The 23,869-nt window shown below is 72.0% G+C and carries 22 protein-coding genes; 20 read left to right on the top strand and 2 right to left on the bottom strand.

Annotated elements, in window-relative coordinates:
* Nucleotides 1-40 precede the first annotated feature (40 nt).
* The 11 genes from HNR13_RS08585 (at nucleotide 41) to pth (ending at nucleotide 10,786) form a co-directional block, all read left to right on the top strand.
* Nucleotides 41-1,408, top strand: a complete 1,368-nt coding sequence (locus tag HNR13_RS08585) for an ABC transporter substrate-binding protein (protein WP_179605363.1) — start codon at nucleotides 41-43, stop codon at nucleotides 1,406-1,408.
* A 13-nt stretch (nucleotides 1,409-1,421) separates the two neighbouring features.
* Complete coding sequence (locus HNR13_RS08590; protein WP_179605364.1) at nucleotides 1,422-2,411, top strand: carbohydrate ABC transporter permease; 990 nt, start codon at nucleotides 1,422-1,424, stop codon at nucleotides 2,409-2,411.
* A complete protein-coding gene (locus tag HNR13_RS08595; protein ID WP_179605365.1) occupies nucleotides 2,408-3,325 on the top strand; it encodes a carbohydrate ABC transporter permease in 918 nt (305 codons plus the stop codon). Before HNR13_RS08590 ends, HNR13_RS08595 begins: the two co-directional genes overlap by 4 nt.
* Before the next feature lie 5 nt (nucleotides 3,326-3,330).
* The gene (locus tag HNR13_RS08600) at nucleotides 3,331-4,209 is read left to right on the top strand and encodes a sugar phosphate isomerase/epimerase family protein (RefSeq protein WP_179605366.1); all 879 of its coding nucleotides are present in this window, start codon (nucleotides 3,331-3,333) and stop codon (nucleotides 4,207-4,209) included.
* Entirely contained in the window at nucleotides 4,206-5,348 is a 1,143-nt protein-coding gene (locus HNR13_RS08605; RefSeq protein ID WP_179605367.1) for a Gfo/Idh/MocA family protein, read from the top strand. The genes HNR13_RS08600 and HNR13_RS08605 overlap by 4 nt, the downstream gene beginning before the upstream one ends.
* Complete coding sequence (locus HNR13_RS08610) at nucleotides 5,345-6,208, top strand: sugar phosphate isomerase/epimerase family protein (RefSeq protein ID WP_179605368.1); 864 nt, start codon at nucleotides 5,345-5,347, stop codon at nucleotides 6,206-6,208. Before HNR13_RS08605 ends, HNR13_RS08610 begins: the two co-directional genes overlap by 4 nt.
* Nucleotides 6,205-7,515, top strand: a complete 1,311-nt coding sequence (locus HNR13_RS08615; protein ID WP_179605369.1) for a mannitol dehydrogenase family protein — start codon at nucleotides 6,205-6,207, stop codon at nucleotides 7,513-7,515. Before HNR13_RS08610 ends, HNR13_RS08615 begins: the two co-directional genes overlap by 4 nt.
* Nucleotides 7,512-8,762, top strand: coding sequence for a D-mannonate dehydratase ManD (manD, locus tag HNR13_RS08620; RefSeq protein WP_179605370.1), 1,251 nt, complete (start codon nucleotides 7,512-7,514; stop codon nucleotides 8,760-8,762). Before HNR13_RS08615 ends, manD begins: the two co-directional genes overlap by 4 nt.
* A 113-nt stretch (nucleotides 8,763-8,875) precedes the next feature.
* Nucleotides 8,876-9,379 carry a gluconokinase gene (locus HNR13_RS08625; RefSeq protein ID WP_343063507.1) on the top strand — a complete coding sequence of 168 codons (504 nt, stop codon included), beginning with the start codon at nucleotides 8,876-8,878 and terminating at the stop codon, nucleotides 9,377-9,379.
* A 168-nt stretch (nucleotides 9,380-9,547) separates the two neighbouring features.
* Nucleotides 9,548-10,177 carry a 50S ribosomal protein L25/general stress protein Ctc gene (locus HNR13_RS08630; RefSeq protein ID WP_179605371.1) on the top strand — a complete coding sequence of 210 codons (630 nt, stop codon included), beginning with the start codon at nucleotides 9,548-9,550 and terminating at the stop codon, nucleotides 10,175-10,177.
* A 9-nt stretch (nucleotides 10,178-10,186) separates the two neighbouring features.
* Nucleotides 10,187-10,786 carry an aminoacyl-tRNA hydrolase gene (gene pth, locus HNR13_RS08635; RefSeq protein WP_179605372.1) on the top strand — a complete coding sequence of 200 codons (600 nt, stop codon included), beginning with the start codon at nucleotides 10,187-10,189 and terminating at the stop codon, nucleotides 10,784-10,786.
* A 25-nt stretch (nucleotides 10,787-10,811) separates the two neighbouring features.
* Here the strand turns inward: pth and HNR13_RS08640 are convergent, their stop codons facing one another.
* Entirely contained in the window at nucleotides 10,812-11,378 is a 567-nt protein-coding gene (locus tag HNR13_RS08640) for a hypothetical protein (RefSeq protein ID WP_179605373.1), read from the bottom strand.
* A 96-nt stretch (nucleotides 11,379-11,474) separates the two neighbouring features.
* Here HNR13_RS08640 and HNR13_RS08645 point away from each other — a divergent pair, with 96 nt between their 5' ends.
* The 5 genes from HNR13_RS08645 to HNR13_RS08665 all read left to right on the top strand — a co-directional run bounded on the left by HNR13_RS08645 (nucleotide 11,475) and on the right by HNR13_RS08665 (nucleotide 18,392).
* Nucleotides 11,475-12,179, top strand: a complete 705-nt coding sequence (locus tag HNR13_RS08645; RefSeq protein WP_179605374.1) for an alpha/beta fold hydrolase — start codon at nucleotides 11,475-11,477, stop codon at nucleotides 12,177-12,179.
* Nucleotides 12,180-12,210: 31 nt separating this feature from the next.
* The gene (locus tag HNR13_RS08650) at nucleotides 12,211-12,885 is read left to right on the top strand and encodes a 4'-phosphopantetheinyl transferase family protein (RefSeq protein WP_179605375.1); all 675 of its coding nucleotides are present in this window, start codon (nucleotides 12,211-12,213) and stop codon (nucleotides 12,883-12,885) included.
* A 10-nt stretch (nucleotides 12,886-12,895) separates the two neighbouring features.
* Complete coding sequence (gene mfd / locus HNR13_RS08655; RefSeq protein WP_179605376.1) at nucleotides 12,896-16,531, top strand: transcription-repair coupling factor; 3,636 nt, start codon at nucleotides 12,896-12,898, stop codon at nucleotides 16,529-16,531.
* Between the two features lie 272 nt (nucleotides 16,532-16,803).
* Nucleotides 16,804-17,250 carry a GntR family transcriptional regulator gene (locus HNR13_RS08660; RefSeq protein ID WP_179605377.1) on the top strand — a complete coding sequence of 149 codons (447 nt, stop codon included), beginning with the start codon at nucleotides 16,804-16,806 and terminating at the stop codon, nucleotides 17,248-17,250.
* A complete protein-coding gene (locus HNR13_RS08665; RefSeq protein WP_179605378.1) occupies nucleotides 17,247-18,392 on the top strand; it encodes a DUF1648 domain-containing protein in 1,146 nt (381 codons plus the stop codon). Before HNR13_RS08660 ends, HNR13_RS08665 begins: the two co-directional genes overlap by 4 nt.
* 180 nt (nucleotides 18,393-18,572) lie before the next feature.
* Here the strand turns inward: HNR13_RS08665 and HNR13_RS08670 are convergent, their stop codons facing one another.
* Nucleotides 18,573-19,763, bottom strand: coding sequence for a Na+/H+ antiporter NhaA (locus HNR13_RS08670; RefSeq protein WP_179605379.1), 1,191 nt, complete (start codon nucleotides 19,761-19,763; stop codon nucleotides 18,573-18,575).
* A gap of 129 nt (nucleotides 19,764-19,892) precedes the next feature.
* On the opposite strand from HNR13_RS08670, the gene HNR13_RS08675 reads away from it, so the two are divergent.
* The 4 genes from HNR13_RS08675 (at nucleotide 19,893) to HNR13_RS08690 (ending at nucleotide 23,823) form a co-directional block, all read left to right on the top strand.
* Nucleotides 19,893-20,552 carry a nucleoside triphosphate pyrophosphohydrolase gene (locus HNR13_RS08675; protein WP_179605380.1) on the top strand — a complete coding sequence of 220 codons (660 nt, stop codon included), beginning with the start codon at nucleotides 19,893-19,895 and terminating at the stop codon, nucleotides 20,550-20,552.
* Between the two features lie 73 nt (nucleotides 20,553-20,625).
* On the top strand, nucleotides 20,626-21,696 hold the full coding sequence (locus HNR13_RS08680) for an iron-siderophore ABC transporter substrate-binding protein (RefSeq protein ID WP_179605381.1): 1,071 nt from the start codon (nucleotides 20,626-20,628) through the stop codon (nucleotides 21,694-21,696).
* 7 nt (nucleotides 21,697-21,703) lie between these two features.
* Nucleotides 21,704-22,765 (top strand): FecCD family ABC transporter permease, encoded by a 1,062-nt coding sequence (locus HNR13_RS08685; protein WP_179605382.1) that lies wholly within the window; start codon nucleotides 21,704-21,706, stop codon nucleotides 22,763-22,765.
* Entirely contained in the window at nucleotides 22,762-23,823 is a 1,062-nt protein-coding gene (locus tag HNR13_RS08690; RefSeq protein WP_343063508.1) for a FecCD family ABC transporter permease, read from the top strand. Before HNR13_RS08685 ends, HNR13_RS08690 begins: the two co-directional genes overlap by 4 nt.
* The last annotated feature ends 46 nt before the right edge of the window (nucleotides 23,824-23,869 follow it).

Here is a 23,869-nt window from a genome sequence, read left to right on the forward strand (position 1 = left end):
GCATGATCCACCGGATCCCGTCCTCAAAGGAGAGTCACGAATGAGATCACGTTTCGCGCTCGGCGCGATCGCCGGCCTGGCCGCCCTCGGCCTCGCACTGACCGGATGCTCGTCCTCCGGCAGCGGCTCGAACCCCAGTTCCACGTCCACCGCGGTCGACGGCAAGGGGCGCACCCTGTCCGTCTACGTCGGAGCGAGCGGGCTCTACCCGCAGCAGCAGAAGGAGTGGTTCGCGGAGCTTCAGGCGCAGTTCAAGAAGGAGACCGGCGCGGACCTCGCCTTCGACACCTTCGCGAGCTCCAACGACGAGCTCACCAAGATCCAGACCTCGGTCGTCTCCGGGCAGGGCCCCGACGTCTACGCACTCGGCACGACCTTCACCCCGACCGCCTACGCGACCGGCGCGTTCGTCAACCTGACCGACGCCGACTGGGCGAAGATCGGCGGCCGCGACCGCTTCGTCCCGGCCGCACTCGGCATGTCCGGCCCGGACGCCAAGAACCAGATCGGCGTTCCGCTCGCGCAGCGCCCGTTCGTGATGGCGTACAACAAGGACCTGCTGAAGGCCGCGGGCATCGACAAGCCCGCCACCACCTGGGACGACTTCGCCAGCCAGGCCAAGAAGCTCACGACCGGCGACACCTACGGCGTCGCGGTCGGCTACGCCGACAACTACGACCCGTGGAAGTTCATCTGGGCGATGTCGACGCAGGCGGGCAACCCGATCCTCGACCTGAAGTCCGGCAAGGCGCGGCTCGACGACCCCACCACCGAGAAGGCCTACCAGACCTACTTCGGCTGGCTCACCCAGCAGAAGGCGGTCGACCCGGCGGCCGTCGGCTGGAAGAACCCGCAGGCCGTCGCCGCGTTCGCGGCGGGCAAGGCCGCGTACCTCCCGATGGTGTCGGCCAGCTCGATCGAGGCGCTGGACAAGTCCGCCGTGGCCGGCAAGTACGCTTACGCTCTGATGCCGACCGTGGCGCCGGGCAAGACGTCCAATCCGTCCAGCGGTAAGCCTGCGGCGAGCATCGTCTCCGGTGACAACATCGTCGTCGCCAAGTACTCGAAGAACCAGGACCTGGCCTTCGCCTACATCAACATGGTCACCCGCGCCGACATGCAGACCAAGGAGTTCTCGCTCCTGGGCGACCTGCCGTCGAACGCGCAGGCCGCGGCCGACCTGCAGAAGTCGAAGCCGATCATCGCCCCGATCGTCGACGCCATCGGCAAGTCGGTGGCCACGCCGTTCTCCGGCGCCTGGGGCGACACCCAGCTCGCGCTGACCAACGTCGTCGTCCAGTCGATCCCCAACCTGTCGAACGGCTCGGTCAGCAGCTCGGAGCTGTCGCAGCTCCTCAAGACCGCGCAGTCCACGGCGCAGAGCTCGCTGGACAAGGCCAAGAAGTAACGGGCTGATCGTCATGTCCACCGAAACCGCGACTCCGGTCGCGACCGCCCGCTCGTCCGCGGAGGCGACCCCTCCGCGGGCGGGCGGGGCGCCCCGCCGGGGCCGCCGGACTGTGCAGCAGCGCAACCGGCCGCTCTGGCTGCTCCTTCCCGGCGGCATCCTCATGCTGCTGGTCATCGTCGTCCCGTTCGTGTTCGCGCTCGTCATCTCGACGCTCGACCTCGACATGTACACGCTGCGCGACTGGGTGTCGGCGCCGTTCATCGGGCTCGGGAACTACATCGAGGCGCTGACCTCGTCGTCCCTGCTCCAGTCGATCTGGATCAGCGTCTCGTTCGCCGTCATCGCGGCCGTCGTGACCCTGCCGATCGGCGTGGCAGCGGCCCTGGCGACGCAGAACGCCTTCCGGGGCCGGGCGCTGGTGCGCTCGCTGTTCCTGGTGCCGTACGTGCTGCCCGGCTTCGTCGTCGGCACGTTCTGGCACACCATGCTGCAGCCGCACGGGATCGTGGACACGGTCCTCGGCAACCTCGGCATCCACACCGGGCTGTGGCTCAACGGGCCGCTCAGCTACTGGACCCTCGTGATGGTCCAGATCTGGTCGTCGTGGCCGTTCTTCTACCTGCTGGTGCTCGCCGGCCTGCAGTCGATCGAGAACGAGGTCCATGAGGCCGCCGCCATCGACGGCGCGGGCTGGTGGGCGAAGCTGCGCTACGTCATCCTGCCCGCCCTGCGCGGACCGATCGCGCTGGCACTGATCATCTCGCTGCTCCACAACATCAACGGCTTCACGCTGCCGTTCGTGCTCTTCGGAGTCCCGGCGCCGCAGGCGGTCAACGTGCTGCCGGTGCTGACCTACGTGACCAGCTTCCAGAGCTTCCGCTTCGGGCTGAGCGCGGCGATGGCGGTGTTCTCGCTGATCCTGATCGCGATCCCGCTGTTCGTCTACCTGCGCGCGGTACGGCTCGACACCGGCGACGACCGCAAGGAGAAGACGGCATGACCACTTCAGCCCCTCCCATCACCGTCGCCCCCACCGGCCGCTCCGCGCGCCGCCGCGGCACGGGAGACGTCTACCGGCTGCTGCCGCGTCCGCTGCAGGCCGTCATCATCACGATCCTGCTCTGCGTGGCGCTGCTGCCCATCCTCTACGTGCTGCTGTCGTCGGTGAACTCCGACATCGGCGTCGCGAGCGGCGAGTTCTTCCCGAGCTCGCTGCACTTCGACAACTACATCAAGGTGTGGTCGACGGTCGCGCTCGGCAACGGCCTGATGAACAGCGTCATCGTCGCCGGCGGCGTCGCGATCGTCTGCGCCTTCCTCTCGGTGGCGACCGCGTATGTGCTGGTGCGGTTCGCGTTCCGCGGCCGGCTGACCTTCCTGCGCGGCCTGCTCGGTCTGCAGTCGATCCCGGGGACGCTCATGCTGCTGCCGGTGTTCGTGCTGTTCTCGTCGGCGTCGAGCGCGCTCGGCATCCCGATCATCGGCACCAGGTGGTCGCTGTTCGTCACCTACCTGACGTTCGCGCTGCCGTTCTCGACCTGGGTCATGGTGACCTACCTGCGCGGGCTGCCGCGCGAGCTGGAGGAGGCCGCCCGGATCGACGGGGCGTCGTCGTGGCGCATCCTGACCAGGATCGTGCTGCCGCTCAGCTGGCCGGGCGTGGTGGTGGCGGGCATCTTCGCCTTCCTGCTCGGCTGGAACGACGTGCTGTTCGCCTCGGTGATGACCAACCCGGACACCCGCACGGCGGCCGTCGCTCTCCAGGTGTTCACGGTGGCGCAGGAGGGTGGAGCCCTGCCCCTCTACGGGCAGATGATGGCGGCGTCGCTGATCTGCGCCGTCCCGGTCGTGGCCCTCTACCTGGTGTTCCAGCGCTACCTCGTCGGCGGGCTGACCGCGGGCGGGGTCAAGTGAAGAAGATGACGACACGAGTGAAGTGTGAGAGAGTGACTGACACAATCCGACCCACCTGGGCACTGTCCGGCTTCGGCGACGAGATCGATCCCGACCCCGCCGTCCAGATCGCGGTCCTGCAGGCCCTCGGCGCGAACCACATCGAGGTGCGCAGCGCGTGGGGCGTCAACATCGTCGACCTCGACGACGAGCAGCTCGACCGGCTCGCGGGGATCCTCGCGGAGCGCGGGATGCGCGTCTCCGCGATCGCCTCGCCGATCGGCAAGGTCGACGTGGCCCTGCCCGTCGAGCACGAAGTCGAGCGGCTGGGCCGGGCGATCGCCGCGGCGAAGCGCCTGGACTCCGGGTACATCCGGCTGTTCTCCTTCTACCGCGCCGAGGGCGTGCCGGTGGAGGACATCCGCGACGACGTGCTGACCCGCATGCGCGCCCTCGCCGACGCGGCCGAGGCCGCCGGGGTGGTGCTGCTGCACGAGAACGAGAAGGACATCTACGGCGACACCCCCGAGCGCTGCCTCGACATCGTGGAGTCGGTCGGCTCCCCGGCGCTGAAGCTCGCCTGGGACAGCGCGAACTTCGTGCAGGTCGGCGTGGCGCACCCCTTCGACGACGGCTACGCGCTGCTGCGCCCGCACCTGGAGTACCTGCAGGTGAAGGACGCGCTGTCCGCGACCTCCGAGGTCACGCCTGCCGGGGAGGGCGACGGCCAGGTGCTGGAGACCCTCACCGCACTCCGGGACGACGGCTACACCGGCTTCGCCTCCCTCGAACCCCACCTCACCGACGTCAACGCCCTCGGCGGCTTCTCGGGACCCGCGGCCTTCGGCGTCGCCGGCCGCGCCCTCCGCCGCCTCACCGACCAGATCGGAGTCACCCTCGCATGAGCACAGAAACACCCCTGAACGTGGCCCCCTTGAATGTGGCCATCGTCGGCTGCGGCATCATCGGCCTCAACCACGCCCGCGCCATCCTGCGCCACCCCGGCCTCCGCCTCGCGGCACTGGTCGACGCGGTTCCGGCCGCCGCGACGGCGCTCGCCGACCAGCTGGTCTCCGAGTACGGGGCCGACCGCCTCCCGGAGTTCGCGTCGCTGACCGCGGCGCTCGCCGGGACCGACCTGGACGTCGTCGTCATCTGCACGCCGAGCGGCCTGCACGTCGTGCTGGCCGAGGAGGCGCTCGCCGCGGGCACGCACGTCGTGATCGAGAAGCCGCTCGACGTGTCGCTGCCGCGCGCCAGGGAGATCCTGGAGCTGTCCCGCCGCGCGGAGCAGAACGGGCTCGTTGTCTCGGTGATCAGCCAGCACCGCTTCGACCCTGCCTCCGTGGTCGTCGCCGACGCCGCGCACTCCGGCGCCTTCGGCCGCCTGACCAGCGGACTCGCCTCGGTCGCCTGGTGGCGCAGCCAGGAGTACTACGACTCCGGACAGTGGCGCGGCACCTGGGAGCTCGACGGCGGGGGAGCGGTGATGAACCAGGGCGTCCACACCGTCGACCTGCTGGTCTGGTTCCTCGGCCGTCCCGTCGAGATCGACGCCCGCACCGCCCTCCTCGCGCACGAGCGCGTGGAGGTCGAGGACATCGCGGTCGCGACGATCCGCTTCGAGTCGGGCGCCCTCGCTGTGCTCCACGCGACGACCGCCGCCTACCCCGGACTGTCGGTCCGACTGCAGGTCCACGGCGACCGCGGCTCCGCGATCATCGACGACGACCAGCTCGAGTACTTCGGCACCGTCGACTCCGACGGCAACCGCGCCGCCGACCTGGTGCCGGCGAGCGAGCTGCGCGGCGGCGACCGCGGACCCGACCAGTTCGTGGTCGGTCACTTCCGCCAGTACGAGGACATCGTCGACGCCATCCGCGAGCACCGCGCCCCCGGCGTGACGGTCGCGGACGCCTTCCTGTCGCTCGCGGTCGTGCGCGCCGTCTACCTGTCGGCCACGCTCGGCCGGCCGGTGCTGCTGGACGACGTGCTCGACGGCTCGCTCGACGACGTCGAGGTCACGACGGGGGTGCGCGCATGAAGTTCTCCGTGTTCACCGCCTCCACGCCGGACTGGACGCCAGCGGAGGCCGCCCGCACCATCGCGGCCCAGGGCTGGGACGGCATCGAGTGGCGCGTCGTCGACCAGCAGCCGGCCGCCGAGCCGGGCTTCTGGGCCGGCAACCGCGCGACCTGGCCGCTGACCGGGCTGGAGGAGTCGCTGCCCGAGATCGCCCGGCTGACCCGGGAGGCCGGGCTGGAGTTCTCCGGGATCGGCGGCTACGCCGGCTGCGGCGACCACGCGAACGTCGACCGGATGCTCGCCGCGACCGCCGAGCTCGGCGCCCGCCAGGTGCGCGTCACCATGCCGCGCTCCGACCTCGGCGACTACCGCGAGCTGTTCGCGGGCGCGCGCGCCGACATGGAGCGGGCGGCCGCGGTCGCGGCGTCCCTCGGCGTCAAGGCGCTGGTCGAGCTGCACCACGAGACGATCACGCCCTCCGCCTCAGCGGCGCTCCGGCTGCTCGACGGGCTCGACCCGGAGGCGGTCGGCGTCATCCACGACCTCGGCAACCTGCTGATCGAGGGCCAGGAGCGCACGCTCTCCGCCCTCCAGCTGCTCGGCCCGTACCTCGCGCACGTGCACGTCAAGAACGTCGCCTGGCTGCCGGGCGAGCCGGAGGCCGACGGCACGGTCCGCTGGCGGCACGACTGGGCGCCGCTGCGCTCCGGCGCGGGTGACGTGGACGCCTACTTCCGCGCACTGCACGAGTTCGGCTATGACGGGTGGGTGACCTGCGAGGACTTCTCCACCGCGGTTCCGCTCGAGCAGCGCACCCGCGAGAACCTGGCCTACCTCCGCGAGGTGGAGGCGCGCACCCGCGCCGCGGTGCCCGCATGACCCAGCCCTCCATCGCCTCGGCCCGTCAGGTGCGCCACCCCGTGCGGGTGGCGCACCTGGGGCTGGGGGCGTTCCATCGCGCGCACCAGGCCTGGTACACGCAGCGCGCGAACGAGGCTTCCGACGGCGACGGCTGGGGGATCGCGGCCTTCACCGGCCGCAGCCCCGACGCCGCGCGCGTGCTGGCCGCGCAGGACGCCGTCTACACCCTCATCGAGCGCGGCCCCGACGGCGACAGCGCGTCGGTCGTGGAGGCCCTCAGCAGCGTCCACGACGGCGGCGACGCGGACGCCTGGCGGCGCGTCCTCGCCGACCCCCGAGTCGGCGTGCTGACCCTCACCGTCACCGAGGCCGGCTACCGACCGGGCTCGACGGCGCCGGCGCGCGTGCTCGACGGCCTGCGTGCCCGCTTCGAGGCCGGCGCGGGCGGCATCGCCGTCGTCAGCTGCGACAACCTGCCGGACAACGGCGCCGTGATCCGCGACGCCGTGCTCGCCCTGGTCGAACCCGGCTCGGAGCTGGACGCCTGGATCCGCGCCGAGGTCTCCTTCGTCTCCTCGATGGTCGACCGCATCACCCCGGCGACCACCGACGCCGACCGGGAGGCCGCCCTCCGCCTCACCGGACAGGAGGACGCCGCCCCGGTCGTCACCGAGCCGTTCGCCGAGTGGGTGCTGTCCGGGGATTTCCCGGCGGGCCGCCCGGCCTGGGAGGCCGGCGGCGCGCGGTTCGTGGACGACATCGCCCCCTACGAGCGTCGCAAGCTCTGGCTCCTCAACGCCGGGCACTCCCTGCTCGCCTACCACGGCCTCGCCGCGGGCCTCCGGACGGTTGCGGAGGCCGTCGCCGACCCCGCGCTGGCGGCCGAGCTGGAGCGCCTCTGGGACGAGCAGCGCACCGAGCTGCCGTTCGACGACGCGACGGTGGACGACGCGCTTGCCGCGCTTCGCTCCCGCTTCGGCAACGCGCGCATCGAGCACCGCCTCGCGCAGATCGCGTCGGACGGCTCGCAGAAGCTCGGCCCGCGCATCGTGGACCCGCTGCGCGCCCGGCTGGCCTCCGGACGCGAGCCCGGCGCCGCGCAGCTCGGCGTCCTCGCCGCCTGGAGCCGGCACCTCGCCGGACCCGACGTCCGTGACGCCGGCGCGGACGCCCTCGTCGCCGCCCTGCGCGACGCCCGCACCCCTCGCGACCGCGCCGCCGCCGTCCTGGCCGCGCTCGCCCCCGACCTCACCGACCTGATCGAACCGCTCGCCGAGCGCATCGCCGCGAGCGAGCCGGCCACCCCTCAAGGAGCACACGCATGAGAATCACCGCAGCCGACGTCCTGGTCGCGAGCCCCGGCCGCAACTTCGTGACGTTGCGGATCACGACGGAGGACGGCGTCACCGGCCTCGGCGACGCGACGCTGAACGGGCGCGAGCTCGCGGTCGCCGCCTACCTGAGCGAGCACGTGGTGCCGCTGCTGATCGGCCGGGACGCCCACCGGATCGAGGACACCTGGCAGTACCTGTACCGCGGCGCCTACTGGCGGCGCGGCCCGGTGACGATGGCCTCCATCGCCGCGGTCGACACCGCGCTGTGGGACATCAAGGCGAAGGTCGCCGGCCTCCCGCTGTACCAGCTGCTCGGCGGCCGCAGCCGCGACGGCCTTCTGGTCTACGGCCACGCGTCCGGCGCCGAGCTGCCGGAGCTGTTCGATTCGATCAACGAGCATCTGGAGGAGGGCTACCGCGCCGTCCGCGTGCAGACCGGCATCCCCGGCCTGCCGTCGGTCTACGGCGTCGCCTCCAGCAAGAACGCCGCCGCGGGGGCCGGCTCCGGCTCGGACGCCCGCTACGACTACGAGCCCGCCCGCCGCAGCGCGGTCCCGGTGGAGGAGAGCTGGGACACCCGCGCCTACCTCCGGCACGCGCCGACGGTGTTCGAGGCGGTCCGCAACGAGTTCGGCCCCGAGCTGCCGCTGCTGCACGACGCGCACCACCGGCTCACGCCCATCCAGGCGGCGAAGCTCGGCAAGTCGCTGGAGCCGTACGACCTGTTCTGGCTGGAGGACGTCACGCCGGCCGAGAACCAGGCGGTGCTGCGGCGGGTTCGGGAGCACACGACGACCCCGCTGGCGATCGGCGAGGTGTTCAACACGATCTGGGACTACCGGGAGCTGTTCGAGGAGCAGCTGATCGACTACGTCCGCAGCCCAGTCACCCATGCCGGCGGCATCACAGGCCTGCGACGGATCTTCGACTACGCCGCCGTGTACCAGATCAAGTCCGGCGTGCACGGCCCCACGGACGTGTCGCCGGTCGGACTCGCCGCGGCCATCCACCTCGGCATCGCGATCCCGAACTTCGGCATCCAGGAGTACATGAAGCACAGCCCGGCGACCCACGAGGTGTTCCGGACGACGTACACGTTCGAGCAGGGCATGCTGAAGCCCGGCGAGCAGCCCGGCCTCGGCGTCGACTACGACGACCTCGTCGCGCAGTCCTTCCCCTACGAGGCCGCCTACCTCCCCGTGAACCGCCTCCTCGACGGCTCCATGCACGACTGGTGACGCCCCACGCCATCGCTTCCACACTTTCTCCCGCCTCCGCACGGCGTGTTGCGGGAGAAAGTGAGGAACGGATGGCTGCGGGACAATGGGAGGACGGGACGGGAGAAGCGCGCGTGAGTGGTGTCAGGGTCGTGGTGATGGGCGTGTCCGGGTCGGGGAAGTCGACGGTGGGACAGCTCGTCGCCGAGGCGCTCGGGGCGGGGTTCGTGGACGGCGACGACCTCCATCCGGCCGCGAACGTCGAGAAGATGAGACAGGGCATCCCGCTCACCGACGAGGACCGCGAGCCCTGGCTCCGCGCCGTCGGACGCACGCTCGCGGACGCCGGCCCCGCCGGGATGGTGGTCGCCTGCTCGGCGCTCAAGCGCGCGTACCGCGACCTGATCCGGTCGGAGGCCCCCGGCACGTTCTTCGCCGAGCTCGACGGCGGCCGCGACCTCCTCGCCCAGCGGATGATCCGCCCCGGCCACTTCATGCCCGCGTCCCTGCTGGACTCGCAGCTGGCGACGCTGGAGCCCCTGCAGCCGGACGAGGAGGGCGTCCGGCTCGACGTCGCGGAGCCGCCCGCCGACCTCGTGACGGCGATCGTGGCGGACGTGCGCTCCGCCGTCCGGTAGTATGGGTCACTGAACTTCGGCGAGGGATGCGTCAGGCATCCGTTATCGACGCGGTGGAGCAGGCTACGCAGTCTTTCCTCGCGCACCTCGATGCGCTCGAGTCGACACCCCCCATACTGCGAGCCCTCCGGCTCGCCTGACAGCCGGCACCGCCGGCAAGGAGACATCATGGCTGACGAGTCCAACAAGGTCGTCGCGGAGGTCCGCGACAGCTTCGGCAAGGGCGCCGCCCGCAAGATCCGCGCCGCGGGCAAGATCCCCGCCGTCATCTACGGCCACGGCACCGAGCCCGTGCACATCACCGTCCCGGCCCACCAGGTCGGCCTCCTGCTCCGCAAGGCCAACGCGGTGCTCGACCTCGACATCGACGGGAAGAGCCAGCTCACCCTGGTGAAGGACGTCCAGAAGGACCCGGTGCTGCAGATCATCGAGCACCTCGACCTTCTCATCGTCCGCCGTGGCGAGAAGGTCACCGTCGAGGTCCCCGTGCACGTCGAGGGCGAGCCGTTCTCCGGCACCATCGCGGTGCTGGACATCCCGACCATCAAGCTCGAGGTCGAGGCCACCCACATCCCGGAGCGCATCGTCATCGACGTGACCGACGCCGAGGAGGGCACCCAGTACCACGCCAAGGACTTCGCCCTCCCGACGGGCGCCGTGCTCGCCGAGGACGAGGACCTGCTGATCCTCAACGTCGTCGTCCCCGCCGCCGCGCGCGCCGAGGAGGAGGAAGAGGCCGAGGCCGCCGCCGCCGAGGAGGCCGCCGAGACGGCTGCCGCCGAAGAGTCCGCGGAGTAACACCCTCCGATGGCCAGTCCTCTCTCTTCAGAGGGCCCCTGGCTCGTGGTCGGGCTCGGCAACCCCGGGCCCGGCTACGCGGCCACGCGTCACAACGTGGGTCAGATGGTGCTCGACGAGCTCGCCTCGCGCGGCCGGCTCACCTTCAAGACCCACAAGACGAACGCCACGGTCGCCGAGGGGCGTCTCGCCCCCGGCGGGCCGCGGTTCATCCTGGCCAAGCCGAACACGTTCATGAACGTGTCCGGCGGCCCGGTGTCGCAGCTGCTCCGGTTCTACTCGCTCGACCCGTCGCACCTGATCGTGGTGCAGGACGAGCTGGACATCCCGTTCGACACCCTCAAGCTCAAGTTCGGCGGCGGCCACGGCGGCCACAACGGCGTCCGCGACGTCATCGCCGCCACCGGTACCGGCGACTTCACCCGGGTGCGCGTCGGCGTCGGCCGGCCGCCCGGCTCCCGCGCCGCGGCGGACCACGTGCTCGCCGGGTTCAGCGCCGAGGAGCGCAAGAACCTCCCGATCCTGGTCTCCGACGCCGCCGACGCCGTGGAGCAGATCGCGTCGGACGGCCTGACCGCCGCGCAGAACCGCTTCCACACCGAGCGCTGAGCCGCCGCGCGGCACCCCGCGCCGATCAGGCGGGCGGGAGGGTCGCGATGATCATCCCGGTGTAGAGCGCGAACGACAGGATCGGCGCCGCCGCTGCGGCGATGATCCCGACGATGCCGAACGGGCGGCCGCGCTTGGTCGCGACGGCGACGATCCCGAGCACCAGGGCGAGGATGCCGAGCACCGTGCCCAGCAGCACCTGGACGACGAGCAGGATTCCGATCGGCGCGAACGCCGCGGCCTGCGCCGGGGTGAGGTTCGCCGAGTTGAAGGTGAACGAGGTCGCCGTCCGCTCCGAGTAGGGGCCGGAGCTCGCGCCGATGTAGGCCGACGCGACCAGCGACAGCACGAACACCGCCAGGGCGATCGCCATCGAGACGGCGCCGAGGGTGCGCGGGCGGGGCGGCGCCGGCGGCGCGGCGTAGTACGCCGGCGGGGCGTACGACGGCTGCGGAGCATAGGACGGCTGTGCGGCGTAGGGCGGCTGCGGCTGTAGCGGCTGCGCGACGGGCTGCTGCGGCGGCTGCGCGACGGGCTGCTGGGCCGGGAAGACCGGCGTGGACTCGGGTCCGACGGGCGGGATCGTGCTCATTCTGCTGGCTCCTCCCCGGCGACTCACGCCGGACGCTCAGCCAGAGTGTAGCTGGTGTGGGGCGTCGCCCCAGGCCGACACCGTACCGTCCTTATCATGAAGTTGTACACGCGCGAGTGGGGCGCAGGAGACCGCTACGCGGTCCTCGTCCACGGCGTCATGTCGGATTCGCGCAACTGGCGGCGCGTCGGACCGGTCCTCGCGGACCGCGGCTACCACGTCGTCGCCGTCGATCTCCGCGGGCACGGTCACAGCCCGCGCACCTCCGAGTACACCGCGGAGCTGATGGCCGAGGACATCGTGGACACCGTGCCGTACGCGCCCGAGCTCGTGATGGGCCACTCGCTGGGCGGCCTCACGGTCAGCCTGGCGGTCGACCGGCTGCACCCCGAGCGCGCCGTCTACGTCGACCCCGCCTTCTCCTGCCCGGCCGCCAACTGGTTCCAGCTCATGCTCGCGCCGGCCTTCCTCAAGACGCTGGCGCGCCAGTCCGCCGCCCGCATCGCCAAGCGGAACCCGCGCTGGGACCCCGCCGACGTCGCCATCGAGGTCGAGACGTTCAAGTCGTTCGACCGCGCGGCGATCCCCGCCGTGCTCGCGCCGAGCGTCATGCGCGCTCCGGAGCACATGGCAGTGCCGTCGATGGTGATGCTGGCCGACAACTCGTACCTGGTGAAACCGCACATCGCGGAACGGCTCCGGGAGACGGGCTTCGACGTGCGCGTGGTCAAGGGCAGCGGTCACGTCATCAACCGCGACGACCACGACGGCTTCATGGATGCCCTCGAGGGCTGGATCTGACGCGTCGGCCTGACGCGGCTAGCCTGAGCGGATGGAGCTGAGCACGGTCGTCGTCGCGCCGACGCGGCGCGTCCTCGCCGTCCTGCCGCGCGCGCCGCTCGGCGCCGCTGCGGAGACGCGCCTGCGAAGGCTGCGGTCGGCGGCGGACCGCGACGACGTCACGGCCGCGCGCCTGCTCGCCGCGCACGTACTGAGCGCGGTGACGGGCGGGGAGGTCGCCCCGGCGGAACTGCGGCAACGGTGCGAGGTCTGCGGCGGCGAGCACGGCCTCCCGCTGCCGGTGGCGGGGCTCCAGGTGAGCTGGTCGCACGCCCACGGCTGGGTGGCCGCCGGAGCGTCCGGCTCCCGGCTCGGCGTCGACGTCGAGGCGGACGGCGAGGTGAATCTCGCCGACGCGCTGACGCCCACGGAACGGACGCTCGTGGGCGCCGCTTCGGACTCCGCGCGAGCCTTCCGGCTGGCGTGGACCGCGAAGGAGGCGTGTGTGAAGGCGGGCGTCGCCCGGCTGGACGGCTTCGCCGGGCTGGACGTGCTCGCGGCTCCCGACGCGCTGCGTCCGTCGCACGGCGACCTCCTGCTGAGTCGCCGGCTCCTGTCCGGCGCCGTCGCGTCCGCCGCGACCGCCGAGCCCGCGCGCTGGGCGACCCTCGGCGACGGCGGAGAGCTCGTCCCGGCGCCCGACCGGGTTGTCGGAACCCCCGCGTAGACTTTGGCGAGTGATACTGCAGGGCTTGATCGCGGCGCTTCAGCGCGCCTCCACGTTCGCCGACGCTCTGGCCTATGCGGGTCGTGACGCCGATTTCTCGCTCACCGACGGCCTCCGGGTGCCGCTCCTGGCCGGCCTCGTCGGCAAGCGCGCCGCGGCCGGCTCCTCCGAGGCGGTGCTCGTCATCACGGCGACCGGCCGCGAGTCCGAGTCGGTGCGCGCCGCGCTCCCGTGCGTGCTCCCCGACGCCGAGATCGTCGAGTTCCCGGCGTGGGAGACGCTGCCGCACGAGCGCCTGAGCCCGAGCCCCGAGATCGTCGGCAAGCGGCTCCTCGCCCTGCGCCGGCTCGCCGACTGGGCGGCCGCGCGGGAGGCCGGGGAGGCCTCGCACCCGTTCGTACTCGTCGCCTCGGTGCGCGCGGCGCTGCAGCCGCTGGCCGACAACCTGACCGACTACGCCACGATCGAGCTGACCGCCGGAGGCCGCGGCTTCGACCTCGGCGGACTCGCGCTCCAGCTGGTCGACCTCGCCTATGCGCGGGTCGACATGGTCACCCGGCGCGGCGAGTTCGCGGTGCGCGGCGGCATCCTCGACGTGTTCCCGCCGACCGCGGAGCACCCGTACCGCGTCGACTTCTTCGGCGACGAGGTCGAGCAGATCCGCGCGTTCTCGGTCGCCGACCAGCGTTCCCTGCCCGAGCCGATCCCCGCCGTGATCCTCCCGCCGAGCCGCGAGCTGCTGCTCAGCGAGCCGGTGCGGCAGCGCGCCCGCGAGATGGAGCACGAGTTCCCGAGCCTGTCCGCGATGCTCGCCAAGATCGGCGAGGGCATCCCGGTGGAGGGCATGGAGTCGCTGGCGCCCGCGCTCGTGGACCGGCTGGTTCCCCTCACGCACTATCTCCCGGACGGCGCCGCCGTCGCCGTGCTCTCGCCGGAGCGCGTCGCCTCCCGCGCGGTGAGCCTCGCCGAGACGAACCGCGAGTTCCTCTCTGCGGCGTGGAGCGCCGCGACCGTCGGAGCCGCGGCCCCGATCGACCTCGCGGCCGGCGACTTCCTCACCCTCCAGAAGCTCAAGGACTCGGTGAAGTTCAGCCGGCCGGGGCAGTCCGCCCCCGAGCATCCGTGGTGGACGTTCTCCGGCTTCCAGTCCGACCCCGCAGACGAACCGGTGCTGGAGCGCGAGGTCGAGGAGTACCTCCAGGTGCGCGTCAACGCGGAGGCCGTGCCCAGCTTCGCGGGCAACGTCACCGGCGCCGTCGAGCACGTGGCCCAGCGGCTCCGCGAGGGCTGGCGGGTCGCCATCGTCGCCGAGGGCGTCGGCCTGGTCGAGCGCGCCGCACAGGTGCTCTCCGAGGCCGAGCTGCCCGCGCGGCCAGTGGACTCCTTCCCGGAGGACCCCGAGCCCGGCGTCGCCTACCTGCTGCGGGCGAACGTCGAGCACGGCTTCGAGTTCCCCGAGGAGAAGCTCGCGCTGATCGGCGAGAGCGAGTTCTACGGCCGCTCGGTCGGCTACGAGTCGCGGCAGGTCAAGAAGCTCGCCACCCGGCGCAAGAACGTCGTCGACCCGCTGGCGCTCAAGCCCGGCGACTACGTCGTGCACGAGACGCACGGCATCGGCAAGTTCGTGGAGCTGACCCAGCGCGAGGTCTCCAGCGGAGGCCGCAACGCGGTGAAGTCCAAGCGCGAGTACCTGGTGCTGGAGTACGCGCCCTCCAAGCGCGGCTACCCCGGCGACAAGCTGTTCGTCCCGACCGACCAGCTCGACCTGCTCACCCGCTACGTCGGCGGCGAGGCGCCGCAGCTGTCCAAGATGGGCGGCAGCGACTGGTCGGCCGCCAAGGGCCGGGCGCGCCGGGCGGTGCGCGACATCGCGGTCGAGCTGGTCAAGCTCTACTCGGCGCGGATGGCGAGCAAGGGCCACGCCTTCGGGCCGGACACCCCCTGGCAGCGCGAACTGGAGGAGGCGTTCCCGTTCGCGGAGACGCACGACCAGCTGCAGACCATCGACGAGGTGAAGGCCGACATGGAGCGGCCCATCCCGATGGACCGGCTCATCTCGGGCGACGTCGGCTTCGGCAAGACCGAGATCGCGGTCCGTGCCGCGTTCAAGGCGATCCAGGACGGCAAGCAGGTCGCCATGCTCGTGCCGACGACCCTGCTGGTCAAGCAGCACGCCGAGACGTTCCAGGAACGGTTCGCCGGGTTCCCGATCCACCTGCGCCAGCTCAGCCGGTTCCAGACCGACAAGGAGGCCCGCGAGACGTTGCGCGGCCTCGCCGACGGCACCGTGGACGTCGTGATCGGCACGCACCGCATCCTCGCCGACGGCGTCACCTTCAAGGATCTGGGCCTGGTGATCATCGACGAGGAGCAGCGCTTCGGCGTCGAGCACAAGGACCAGCTGAAGAAGCTCAAGACCAACGTCGACATCCTGGCGATGAGCGCCACGCCGATCCCGCGCACGCTGGAGATGGCGGTCACCGGCATCCGCGAGATGTCGACCCTCGCCACGCCGCCGGAGGACCGGCACCCGATCCTCACCTTCGTCGGGCCGTACTCGGAGCGGCAGGTCGCCGCGGCGATCCGGCGCGAGCTGCTGCGCGAGGGCCAGGTGTTCTTCGTCCACAACCGGGTCGGCTCCATCTCGGCGACCGCGGCCAAGCTGGCGGAGCTGGTGCCGGAGGCCCGCATCGCCGTCGCCCACGGCCGGATGAACGAGCACGCCCTGGAGCAGGTCGTGGTCGACTTCTGGGAGCGGAAGTTCGACGTGCTGGTGTCCACGACGATCATCGAGACCGGCCTGGACATCTCCAACGCCAACACGATCATCATCGATCGCGCGGACAAGTACGGGCTCAGCCAGCTCCACCAGCTCCGCGGGCGGGTCGGCCGTGGCCGCGAGCGCGCGTACGCGTACTTCCTCTGGGACGAGGACAAGCCGCTCAGCGAGACGGCGCACGACCGGCTCTCCACGATCGCGGCGAACAACGACCTCGGCAGCGGCATGCAGGTCGCACTCAAGGACCTGGAGATCCGCGGCGCGGGCAACCTCCTCGGCGGCGAGCAGTCCGGCCACATCGCCGGCGTCGGCTTCGACCTCTACCTGCGGATGATCGGCGAGGCGGTGTCGACCTTCCGCGGGGAGGTGGCCGAGGGCCAGACCGAGCTGCGCCTGGAGCTGCCGGTCGACGCGCACATCCCCGAGGAGTACGTCGACAGCGAGCGGCTGCGGCTGGAGGCCTACCAGAAGCTCTCCACCGCGAGCGCGCCCGCCGCGAAGGACGGCCAGATCGACCTGGTGCTGGAGGAGCTGACCGACCGGTACGGCGAGCCGCCGCAGCCGGTGGTGAACCTGATCGCGGTGTCGCGGCTGCGCCGTGCGGCCCAGAAGGCCGGGCTGGGGGAGGTCGTGGCGATGGGCTCGAACCTCCGGCTGGCGCCCGCGCAGCTCCCGGACTCCCTGCAGGTGCGCCTGCAGCGCATGTACCCGGGGTCGAAGTACCACGCCGCGCCCAAGGTCGCTACGGTGCCGCTGCCGCGGGTGAACGGCGAGGCGCTCGACGACGCGGACCTGATCGACTGGGTGGCGACCCTGCTCGGGGCCCTGTTCCCGACGCCGGAGCCGGCCTCCGAGCCCGCGGCCTGATCTCGCACGTCGCTCCACCGCTCCCGTAACTCCGGAGATCGAGCCCCTCCGGGCCGCGATCTCCGGAGTTACGGTCGTTTCCGGCCCCTTTCGGGGCGGGATTCCGGAGTTGCCGACAATTCCGGAGCCTCCTCCTGACACGCCGCACGGATGTCCGTTCCTACGGAGTCCACGGCGCGGGCGGGTCGAATCTCCGGAATTGCGGATCCCGCGGGCGCGCGGCGGCTGTATCGGTTGTACTATAAGTACCGATACAGATGGGAGGCCGCGCGGTGCGCATCGAACTCGACCCGACGGCGGAGACGCCGCTCTACCAGCAGCTGCACGATCGGGTGATCGACGCGATCGCCCGCGGCGAGCTGCGGGAGGGCGACGCGCTCGTGTCGGTGCGGCAGCTCGCCGTGCGGTTCGGGATCAACGCCGCCACCGTGGTCAAGGCGTACGACGCGCTCCGCCAGGAGGGCATCGTGCGGACCAGCCGCCGCTCCGGCTCCGTGGTCGCGCGCGATCCCGAGAGCGGACCGCCGGAGGAGCGCTTCCTCGCCGACTGGTCCGAGCGGCTGAGCGCGCTGGTCGCCGAGGGCATCGCGCACGGCGTCCCGCCCGCCGAGCTGGAGGCCCGGACAGCCGCCATCGCGTCCTCGTTCGCCCGCGTCCGCGAGCAGAACCGTGCAGAGGGCCGGCCTCTCGCCGGCGACCCGAAAGGAAACACCCCATGACCGCCGTCCTGGTGAGCACCTTCGCGGTGACGACGCTGATCGCCGCGATCCTCCTGATGCTGCCGGCGATGAGCCGCACCACCCTGCCGCTCGGCGTCCTGGTGCCGCGCAGCCGCGCGGCCGACCCGGTCGTGGTCGCCGCGGTCCGGCGCTTCCGCGTCGTCGTCGTGGCCTGCTACGTCGTGGCCCTGGTCGCCGCGGTCCTCGTCATCCCGGTCGGTCCCGCCGCGCCAGCGCTGGTCGCGACGCTGGTCCTCCTGGCCGGCTCCATCGCCGGCTACGTGCTGACGCGCCGCAGCATCCAGGCGGCCAAGAGGGCAGGCGGCTGGCTGGACGACGTGCCGGTGCGGATCTCGGGCAGCGTCACGCCGGACTCCGGCGCCCGCCCGCGGCCCGCGTACGGCTGGTACGCGGCCGCCCTCGTGCTGCTGCTGGCGGCCGCGGCGGTCGGAATCGCGCTGTACGACCGGCTCCCGGCCTCCATCGCGGTGCACTGGGACGCGAGCGGCCAGCCGAACCGCTTCGCCGAGAAGACGGTGCTCTCGGTGTTCGGCCCGCTCCTGATCGCGTTCGGGGTGCTCGCGCTGATGGTGGGCATCGCGTTCGTGGTCCGCTCCGTCCCGTGGCGGCGCGGCGGGGCAGACGCGCCGGAGGTCGCCGAGCGGATCGCCGCGCTGCAGGCCGAGCTGACCCAGTCGCTGCTCGGCTGGATGGCGCTGGTCGTGTCGGCCGCGTTCGCCGTGCTGTCCGTGATCGGCTGGCTGCACGACGGTTCCAGCAGCGCGAGCGCGGGGATCGGCATCGTGACGGTGGCTCTGCTCGTGGTGATCTTCGTGGTGATCGGCGTCTACGCGGTGCGCCTGGTCAGCGGGACCCGCGCCGCCCGGGCGGCCGTGCCGGTCGGGGGAGGTGCGGCGACCGCACCTGGCGCGGGCCGCGACGCCGTCGACCCGCGCGACGACGACCGGCACTGGAAGGGCGGCCTGATCTACGTCAACCCCGCCGACCCGGCCCTGTTCGTCCCGAAGCGGTTCGGGGTGGGGCTGACGATCAACCTCGGCCACCCCGGAGGCATGGCCATCGGGATCGGCACGCTCCTGCTCCTGGTGGCCGCGATCGCGCTCCCGGCGCTGCTGCGCTGACACCGCGCCGCACATTCGTTCCGAATGTCGCGATTCGCGCCCGTATTCTCGCGATTCGTCACGAATGTCGCTGACTGTGTCCATCGCGATTCGTGCCGAATCGCACGAATGGCGCGCGTTATCGCGACGTTCGTCACGAATGTCGCTGGGGGCGCCGCGGTGCGGCGCCGCGGCGATTCGTCACGAATCGCGCGCTTCGGGCGCGCTTTCGCGCGATTCGGCGCGAGTCGGGTGCGGGTGCTGCCGGCGGTTGCGGCGCGCGAGCGTCGTCACCAGCGCGCCCGCGACCACGATGGACACCGCCGAGCCGAGCAGCACCGCCAGGGTGCCCTCCGCCCGCACGGTCGCCGAGCCGGCGAAGGCCAGCTCGTTCATCAGCAGCGACACGGTGAAGCCGATGCCGCCGAGCGCCCCGATCGTCAGGAGACTGAGCAGGGAGATGCGCGAGCGCTCAGGCTTCGGCCGGGTGAACGAACCCAGCCAGCCGCCCAACCCGATCCCGACGACCTTGCCGACCGGCAGCGCGACGAGGATGCCCCAGAACGCCGGCGACAGCTCGGCGGGGGAGACCGACGGGATGACCACCAGCGCGGCCGAGAACGCGAACAGCGGCAGAATCAGCCCGTTCGACCACGGCTCCAAGGCGTGCGCGGTGCGGCGGCCCGGCGCACGTGACATCACCAGCCCGAGCGCGACTCCCGCGATCGTCGCGTGCACGCCGGAGTCGTAGACGAGCCACCAGGTCAGCACGGCGAGCAGCGCCATGAGCACCCCGATGGGCCAGCGCAGCCTCCCGTGCAGCAGGCGGCTGAGCAGGCCGAACGCCACGACCACCACCGCGGCGGCGCCCAGCTCGAGCAGGTTCGGGTTCGTGGTGAAGAAGATCGCGATGATGAGGATCGCGACCAGGTCGTCCAGCACGGCGAGCGCCAGCAGGAACACCCGCAGCCGGTTCGGCAGCCCGCGCCCGAACACGGCGAGGACGCCGAGCGCGAAGGCGATGTCGGTCGCGGTCGGAATCGGCCAGCCGTCGGCCAGGCCGGAACCCGCGGTGATCGCGAGGTAGATCAGCGCGGGCACCGCCACCCCGCACGCCGCCGCGATCGCCGGGTGGATGGCCTTGGCGAACGAGTTCAGCTCCCCGGCGACGAGCTCGTGCTTGAGCTCGACGGCCACGATGAAGAAGAAGATCGCGAGGAGCCCGTCGCTGATCCAGTGCCCGACGCTCAGGTCCACGAGCTCGCCGCCGAAGTGGGCGTGCTGGAGGTCGAGCAGGGCGGGCCCGACCGCCGTGTTGGCGAGCAGGAGGCCGAGCGCCGCGGCGCCCAGGAGGAGCCCGGCGGCGGTGCGCTCGGAGCGGATGATGCTCATCGGTGGCCAATCTCGCGCCGACGCGCGGTACGGGAAACGACTTCGCCGACCAGACTTCCCGGCACACCGGGATCGAGTCTACCGATCGCGGTGAGAGGATGAACCTGTCCCTGACGGGAGGAGCATCCCATGACCGACGCGGCGCCCACCAGACTCGACGAGCTCGTCGCCGTGATGGCGCAGCTCCGTGCTCCCGGCGGCTGTCCGTGGGACGCCGCCCAGACGCACGAGTCGCTGGTGCAGTACCTCATCGAGGAGACCTACGAGCTGATCGAGGCGATCGAGACGGGCAACCGCGACGAGATGCTGGAGGAGCTCGGCGACGTGCTCTACCAGGTGCTGTTCCACGCGGACATCGCCGCGCACACCCCGGGCGAGGACTTCGACATCCAGGACGTCGCCGAGCACATGACCCGCAAGATGGTCGGCCGGCACCCGCACGTCTTCGGCGGCGACCGCACGGCCGAGACCGCGGACGACGTCGTCGGGTTCTGGGACGACCTCAAGAAGGCGGAGAAGCCGGGCCGCACCAGCGTGCTGGACGGCATCCCGCAGGCCATGCCCTCGCTCGCCCTGGCGGACAAGCTGCTTGGCCGGGCCGAGAAGGTCGGCTTGATCGACCTGAGCGAGTCGGGCGGCGTGCAGGTGGAGAGCGAGGACGAGCTCGGTCCGCTGCTGCTGGCGATCGTCGCGTCGGCGAAGGCGCAGGGCCTGGACGCCGAGCGCGCGCTGCGCTCGACGCTGCGGGAGCTGCAGGGGGAGATCCGCGAGCAGGAAGCGTCGGTTTAGGTTAGGCTTACCTAACGTGCCACGTCGGCACGCTTCCCACCTTCGTGCCTTCGGCACCTTCGCGAGGAGAGTCATGCCTGTTTCCGCACGCCCCGGCGCCCGCCGGCCGCGCTCCGCCCGCTCACGCCTGGTCCTGTCGTTCGCCGCCGTCGCTTCGGCGGCCGCCCTCGCCCTCACCGGCTGTTCCGCCAGCGGGCAGGCCGAGGAGACCCCGTCGTCGGGCTCGGGCGGCGGCTTCCCGGTGACGATCGACAGCGCGCTCGGGAAGGCGAGAATCGACTCCCAGCCGAAGCGCGTCGCCACCTGGGGCTGGGGCGCGCAGGACATCGCGCTCGCGCTCGGGATCGTCCCGGTCGCGATGCCGAAGTTCACCTACGGCGGCGACGCGCACGGCGTCCTCCCGTGGGACGCCGAGAAGATCACGGAACTCAAGGGCAGCACGCCGCAGCTCCTCGACGCCGACTCGGGCGAGGTGCCGTTCGAGCAGTTCGTGAAGGCGAAGCCGGACGTCATCCTGGCCCCGTACTCCGGCCTCACGAAGACCGAGTTCGCCACCCTCAGCAAGATCGCACCCGTCGTGGCGTACCCGGAGAAGCCGTGGGCGACCAGCTGGCGCGACCAGACCGCGATCATCGGGAAGGCTCTCGGGATGACCGCCCAGGCCGACGCGCTCGTGAAGAAGACCGAGTCCTCCGTCGCCGCGCTGGCCGACAAGCACCCGGTCCTGAAGGACAAGACCTTCTTCTACGCCGCCGCCAACCAGCCCAGCGTCCTCAACGTCTACCGCGCGGAGGACCCGCGCGTGCAGCTCCTGAACGACCTGGGGATGAAGAACTCGCCGAGCATCGCCTCCCTCGACGCCTCGAAGGGCGACGGCAGCTTCTTCTACCAGCTCAGCTACGAGAACCTCTCGAAGATCGACACCGACCTGCTGGTCATGTACTTCGACAAGCAGTCCTCGGTGGACGCGTTCACGGCCGACCCGCTGGTCGCCGCGATGCCGGCCATCACGGAGGGCCGGTTCGCGCCGATCGTCGGCGAGTCGTTCGTCGCCGCGACCAGCGCTCCCAGCGTGCTGAGCATCCCGTGGATGCTCGACCGCTACGTGCCGCAGCTCGCCGCCGCGGCCGAGAAGGTCAAGTAGCGCTCCGATGCCCACCGGTGTCGTCACCGCGCCCGCCGGGCGTGCCGGGGAGGTCCCCGCGCACGCCCGGCGGCGCCGGCGCACGCTCCTGGGCTTCCTGCTCGCGGTCGTCGTCCTCCTGACGGCGTGCGTGCTCAGCCTGATGGTCGGGGCCCGGACGATCGCGCCCGCCGACGTCCTGCACGCGCTGACGCACTACTCGGCGAGCGACCCGGACGCCCTGGTGGTCGTCGGCAGCCGCCTCCCGCGCACCCTGCTCGGCCTCGCGGCGGGGCTGGCGCTGGGGCTGGCCGGCACGGTCATGCAGGGGCTCTCCCGGAACCCGCTCGCCGATCCCGGCCTCCTCGGGGTGAACTTCGGCGCGTCGCTCGCCGTCGTCGTCGCGATCGCGTTCCTCGGCGTCACGACCGTGTCCGGCTACGTCTGGTTCGCCTTCGCGGGCGCCGCGCTCGCCGCCGGCCTGGTCTACGCCGTATCGGCGGTCGGCCGGGAGGGCGCGACGCCGGTCAAGCTGGCCCTCGCCGGGGCTGCCGTCTCCGCCGCGCTCGGCTCGCTCATCACGGCGGTGATGCTGACCAGCCGGGTCTCGCTCGACCGGATGCGGTTCTGGCAGGTCGGCTCGCTCGCCGGGCGGGGCTTCGACGTGCTCTGGCAGGTGCTTCCCACGCTCGTCGCCGGTGCGATCCTCGCCCTGGCGCTCGGGAGGCTGCTCAACGGCCTCGCCCTGGGCGACGACGTCGCACGCGGGCTCGGCCAGCGGGTCGGGCTCGCGCGGGCGCTGTCCGCCGTCGCCGTCGTGCTGCTCTGCGGCTCGGCGACCGCCGCCGTCGGCCCCATCGCGTTCGTCGGGCTGGTCGTGCCGCACGCCGCCCGCTGGGTGGTCGGCGCGGATTACCGCCGCATCCTGGCGTTCTCCGCGGTGATCGCTCCGGCGCTGCTCATCGCCTGCGACGTGATCGGCCGCGTCGTCGCGCCGCCGGGGGAGCTGCAGGTCGGGATCGTCATGGCGTTCGTCGGGGCGCCGCTGTTCATCGCGCTCGTGCGGCGCAGGAAGCCGGTGGGACTGTGAGCGCGCAGACCGTCGCGGCCGGGGCGTCCCGGGCCGTGTCGACCGTCGCCCTGGACCGGCGCCGCCGGAACGCCCGGGCGATCGGGGTGTCGCTCGTGCTCGCCGTGCTCGTCGCGCTGGTCTCTGCCGTCTCGTTGACCCTCGGCGACGCCGGCGTCGCCCCCTCGGACGTGCTCGCCGCCCTGGTGGGGCGGGCCGACCGGCTGACCTCCTTCGTCATCCTCGACCTGCGGCTGCCGCGGCTGCTCGCAGCCGTGCTGGTCGGCGGGTGCCTCGGCCTGTCCGGCGCCCTCTTCCAGTCGGTCGCCCGCAACCCGCTCGCGAGCCCCGACATCATCGGCATCACGACCAGCGCGAGCGCCACCGGCGCCCTCGCCCTGGTCTGGTTCGGGATCGGCGGCCTCGCCCTGTCCGGCGTCGTCCTCGTGGGCACGCTGGTGGCGGCGGTGCTGATCTACCTGCTCGCCTGGCGGAACGGCGTGAGCGGCTACCGGTTCGTCCTCGTCGGGATCGGCTTCGCCGCGATCTGCGCCGGGATCGTCTCCTATGTGCTCACCCGGGCCGACCTGCGCGACGTGCAGCAGGCCCTGGTCTGGATCACCGGCAGCCTCAACAGCGTCGACGGCACCTCGCTCGCGGTGCTCGCCGTCTCCGCTGTCGTGCTGGTGCCGGCCGCGCTGCTGGTCGGCCGGCCGCTCGCGGCCCTCGGCCTCGGCGACGACGTGGCCGCAGGCATCGGCGTGCGGCCCGAGCGGACCCGCATCCTCAGCGTGGGCGTGGGAGTGGCGCTCGCCGCGGTCGCTGTCTCGGTCGCGGGGCCGATCGCGTTCGTCGCGCTGCTGGCGGCGCCGGTCGCCCGCCGCCTCGTCGGCCGCGGGACGCTCGCGCTCGTGCCCGCCGCGCTCGTCGGCGCGCTCGTGCTCGTGCTCTCCGACGTCGTCGCCCAGTTCGCCGTCCCCGGCGTGGTCTTCCCGGTCGGCGTCGTCACCGGGATCGTCGGGGCGCCCTATCTGCTCTGGCAGCTCACCAGGACCAACCGCGTCGGCCGGGGAGGCTGAGAGATGGACACCCGCATGACCGAACAGACCCGCATGACCGAACAGA

Source organism: Leifsonia shinshuensis, assembly GCF_013410375.1.
Lineage (GTDB): Bacteria > Actinomycetota > Actinomycetes > Actinomycetales > Microbacteriaceae > Leifsonia > Leifsonia shinshuensis.

Bases quoted from the DNA above. Each gene is read 5' to 3' on its own strand.
- HNR13_RS08640 (WP_179605373.1), bottom strand. From the start codon at position 11,378: ATGAGCACGATCCCGCCCGTCGGACCCGAGTCCACGCCGGTCTTCCCG.
- HNR13_RS08585 (WP_179605363.1), top strand. From the start codon at position 41: ATGAGATCACGTTTCGCGCTCGGCGCGATCGCCGGCCTGGCCGCCCTC.
- manD (WP_179605370.1), top strand. From the start codon at position 7,512: ATGAGAATCACCGCAGCCGACGTCCTGGTCGCGAGCCCCGGCCGCAAC.
- HNR13_RS08615 (WP_179605369.1), top strand. From the start codon at position 6,205: ATGACCCAGCCCTCCATCGCCTCGGCCCGTCAGGTGCGCCACCCCGTG.
- pth (WP_179605372.1), top strand. From the start codon at position 10,187: ATGGCCAGTCCTCTCTCTTCAGAGGGCCCCTGGCTCGTGGTCGGGCTC.
- HNR13_RS08630 (WP_179605371.1), top strand. From the start codon at position 9,548: ATGGCTGACGAGTCCAACAAGGTCGTCGCGGAGGTCCGCGACAGCTTC.
- HNR13_RS08665 (WP_179605378.1), top strand. From the start codon at position 17,247: ATGACCGCCGTCCTGGTGAGCACCTTCGCGGTGACGACGCTGATCGCC.
- HNR13_RS08680 (WP_179605381.1), top strand. From the start codon at position 20,626: ATGCCTGTTTCCGCACGCCCCGGCGCCCGCCGGCCGCGCTCCGCCCGC.
- HNR13_RS08675 (WP_179605380.1), top strand. From the start codon at position 19,893: ATGACCGACGCGGCGCCCACCAGACTCGACGAGCTCGTCGCCGTGATG.
- HNR13_RS08600 (WP_179605366.1), top strand. From the start codon at position 3,331: ATGACGACACGAGTGAAGTGTGAGAGAGTGACTGACACAATCCGACCC.
- HNR13_RS08645 (WP_179605374.1), top strand. From the start codon at position 11,475: ATGAAGTTGTACACGCGCGAGTGGGGCGCAGGAGACCGCTACGCGGTC.
- HNR13_RS08685 (WP_179605382.1), top strand. From the start codon at position 21,704: ATGCCCACCGGTGTCGTCACCGCGCCCGCCGGGCGTGCCGGGGAGGTC.
- HNR13_RS08650 (WP_179605375.1), top strand. From the start codon at position 12,211: ATGGAGCTGAGCACGGTCGTCGTCGCGCCGACGCGGCGCGTCCTCGCC.
- HNR13_RS08590 (WP_179605364.1), top strand. From the start codon at position 1,422: ATGTCCACCGAAACCGCGACTCCGGTCGCGACCGCCCGCTCGTCCGCG.
- HNR13_RS08670 (WP_179605379.1), bottom strand. From the start codon at position 19,763: ATGAGCATCATCCGCTCCGAGCGCACCGCCGCCGGGCTCCTCCTGGGC.
- HNR13_RS08595 (WP_179605365.1), top strand. From the start codon at position 2,408: ATGACCACTTCAGCCCCTCCCATCACCGTCGCCCCCACCGGCCGCTCC.
- HNR13_RS08605 (WP_179605367.1), top strand. From the start codon at position 4,206: ATGAGCACAGAAACACCCCTGAACGTGGCCCCCTTGAATGTGGCCATC.
- HNR13_RS08610 (WP_179605368.1), top strand. From the start codon at position 5,345: ATGAAGTTCTCCGTGTTCACCGCCTCCACGCCGGACTGGACGCCAGCG.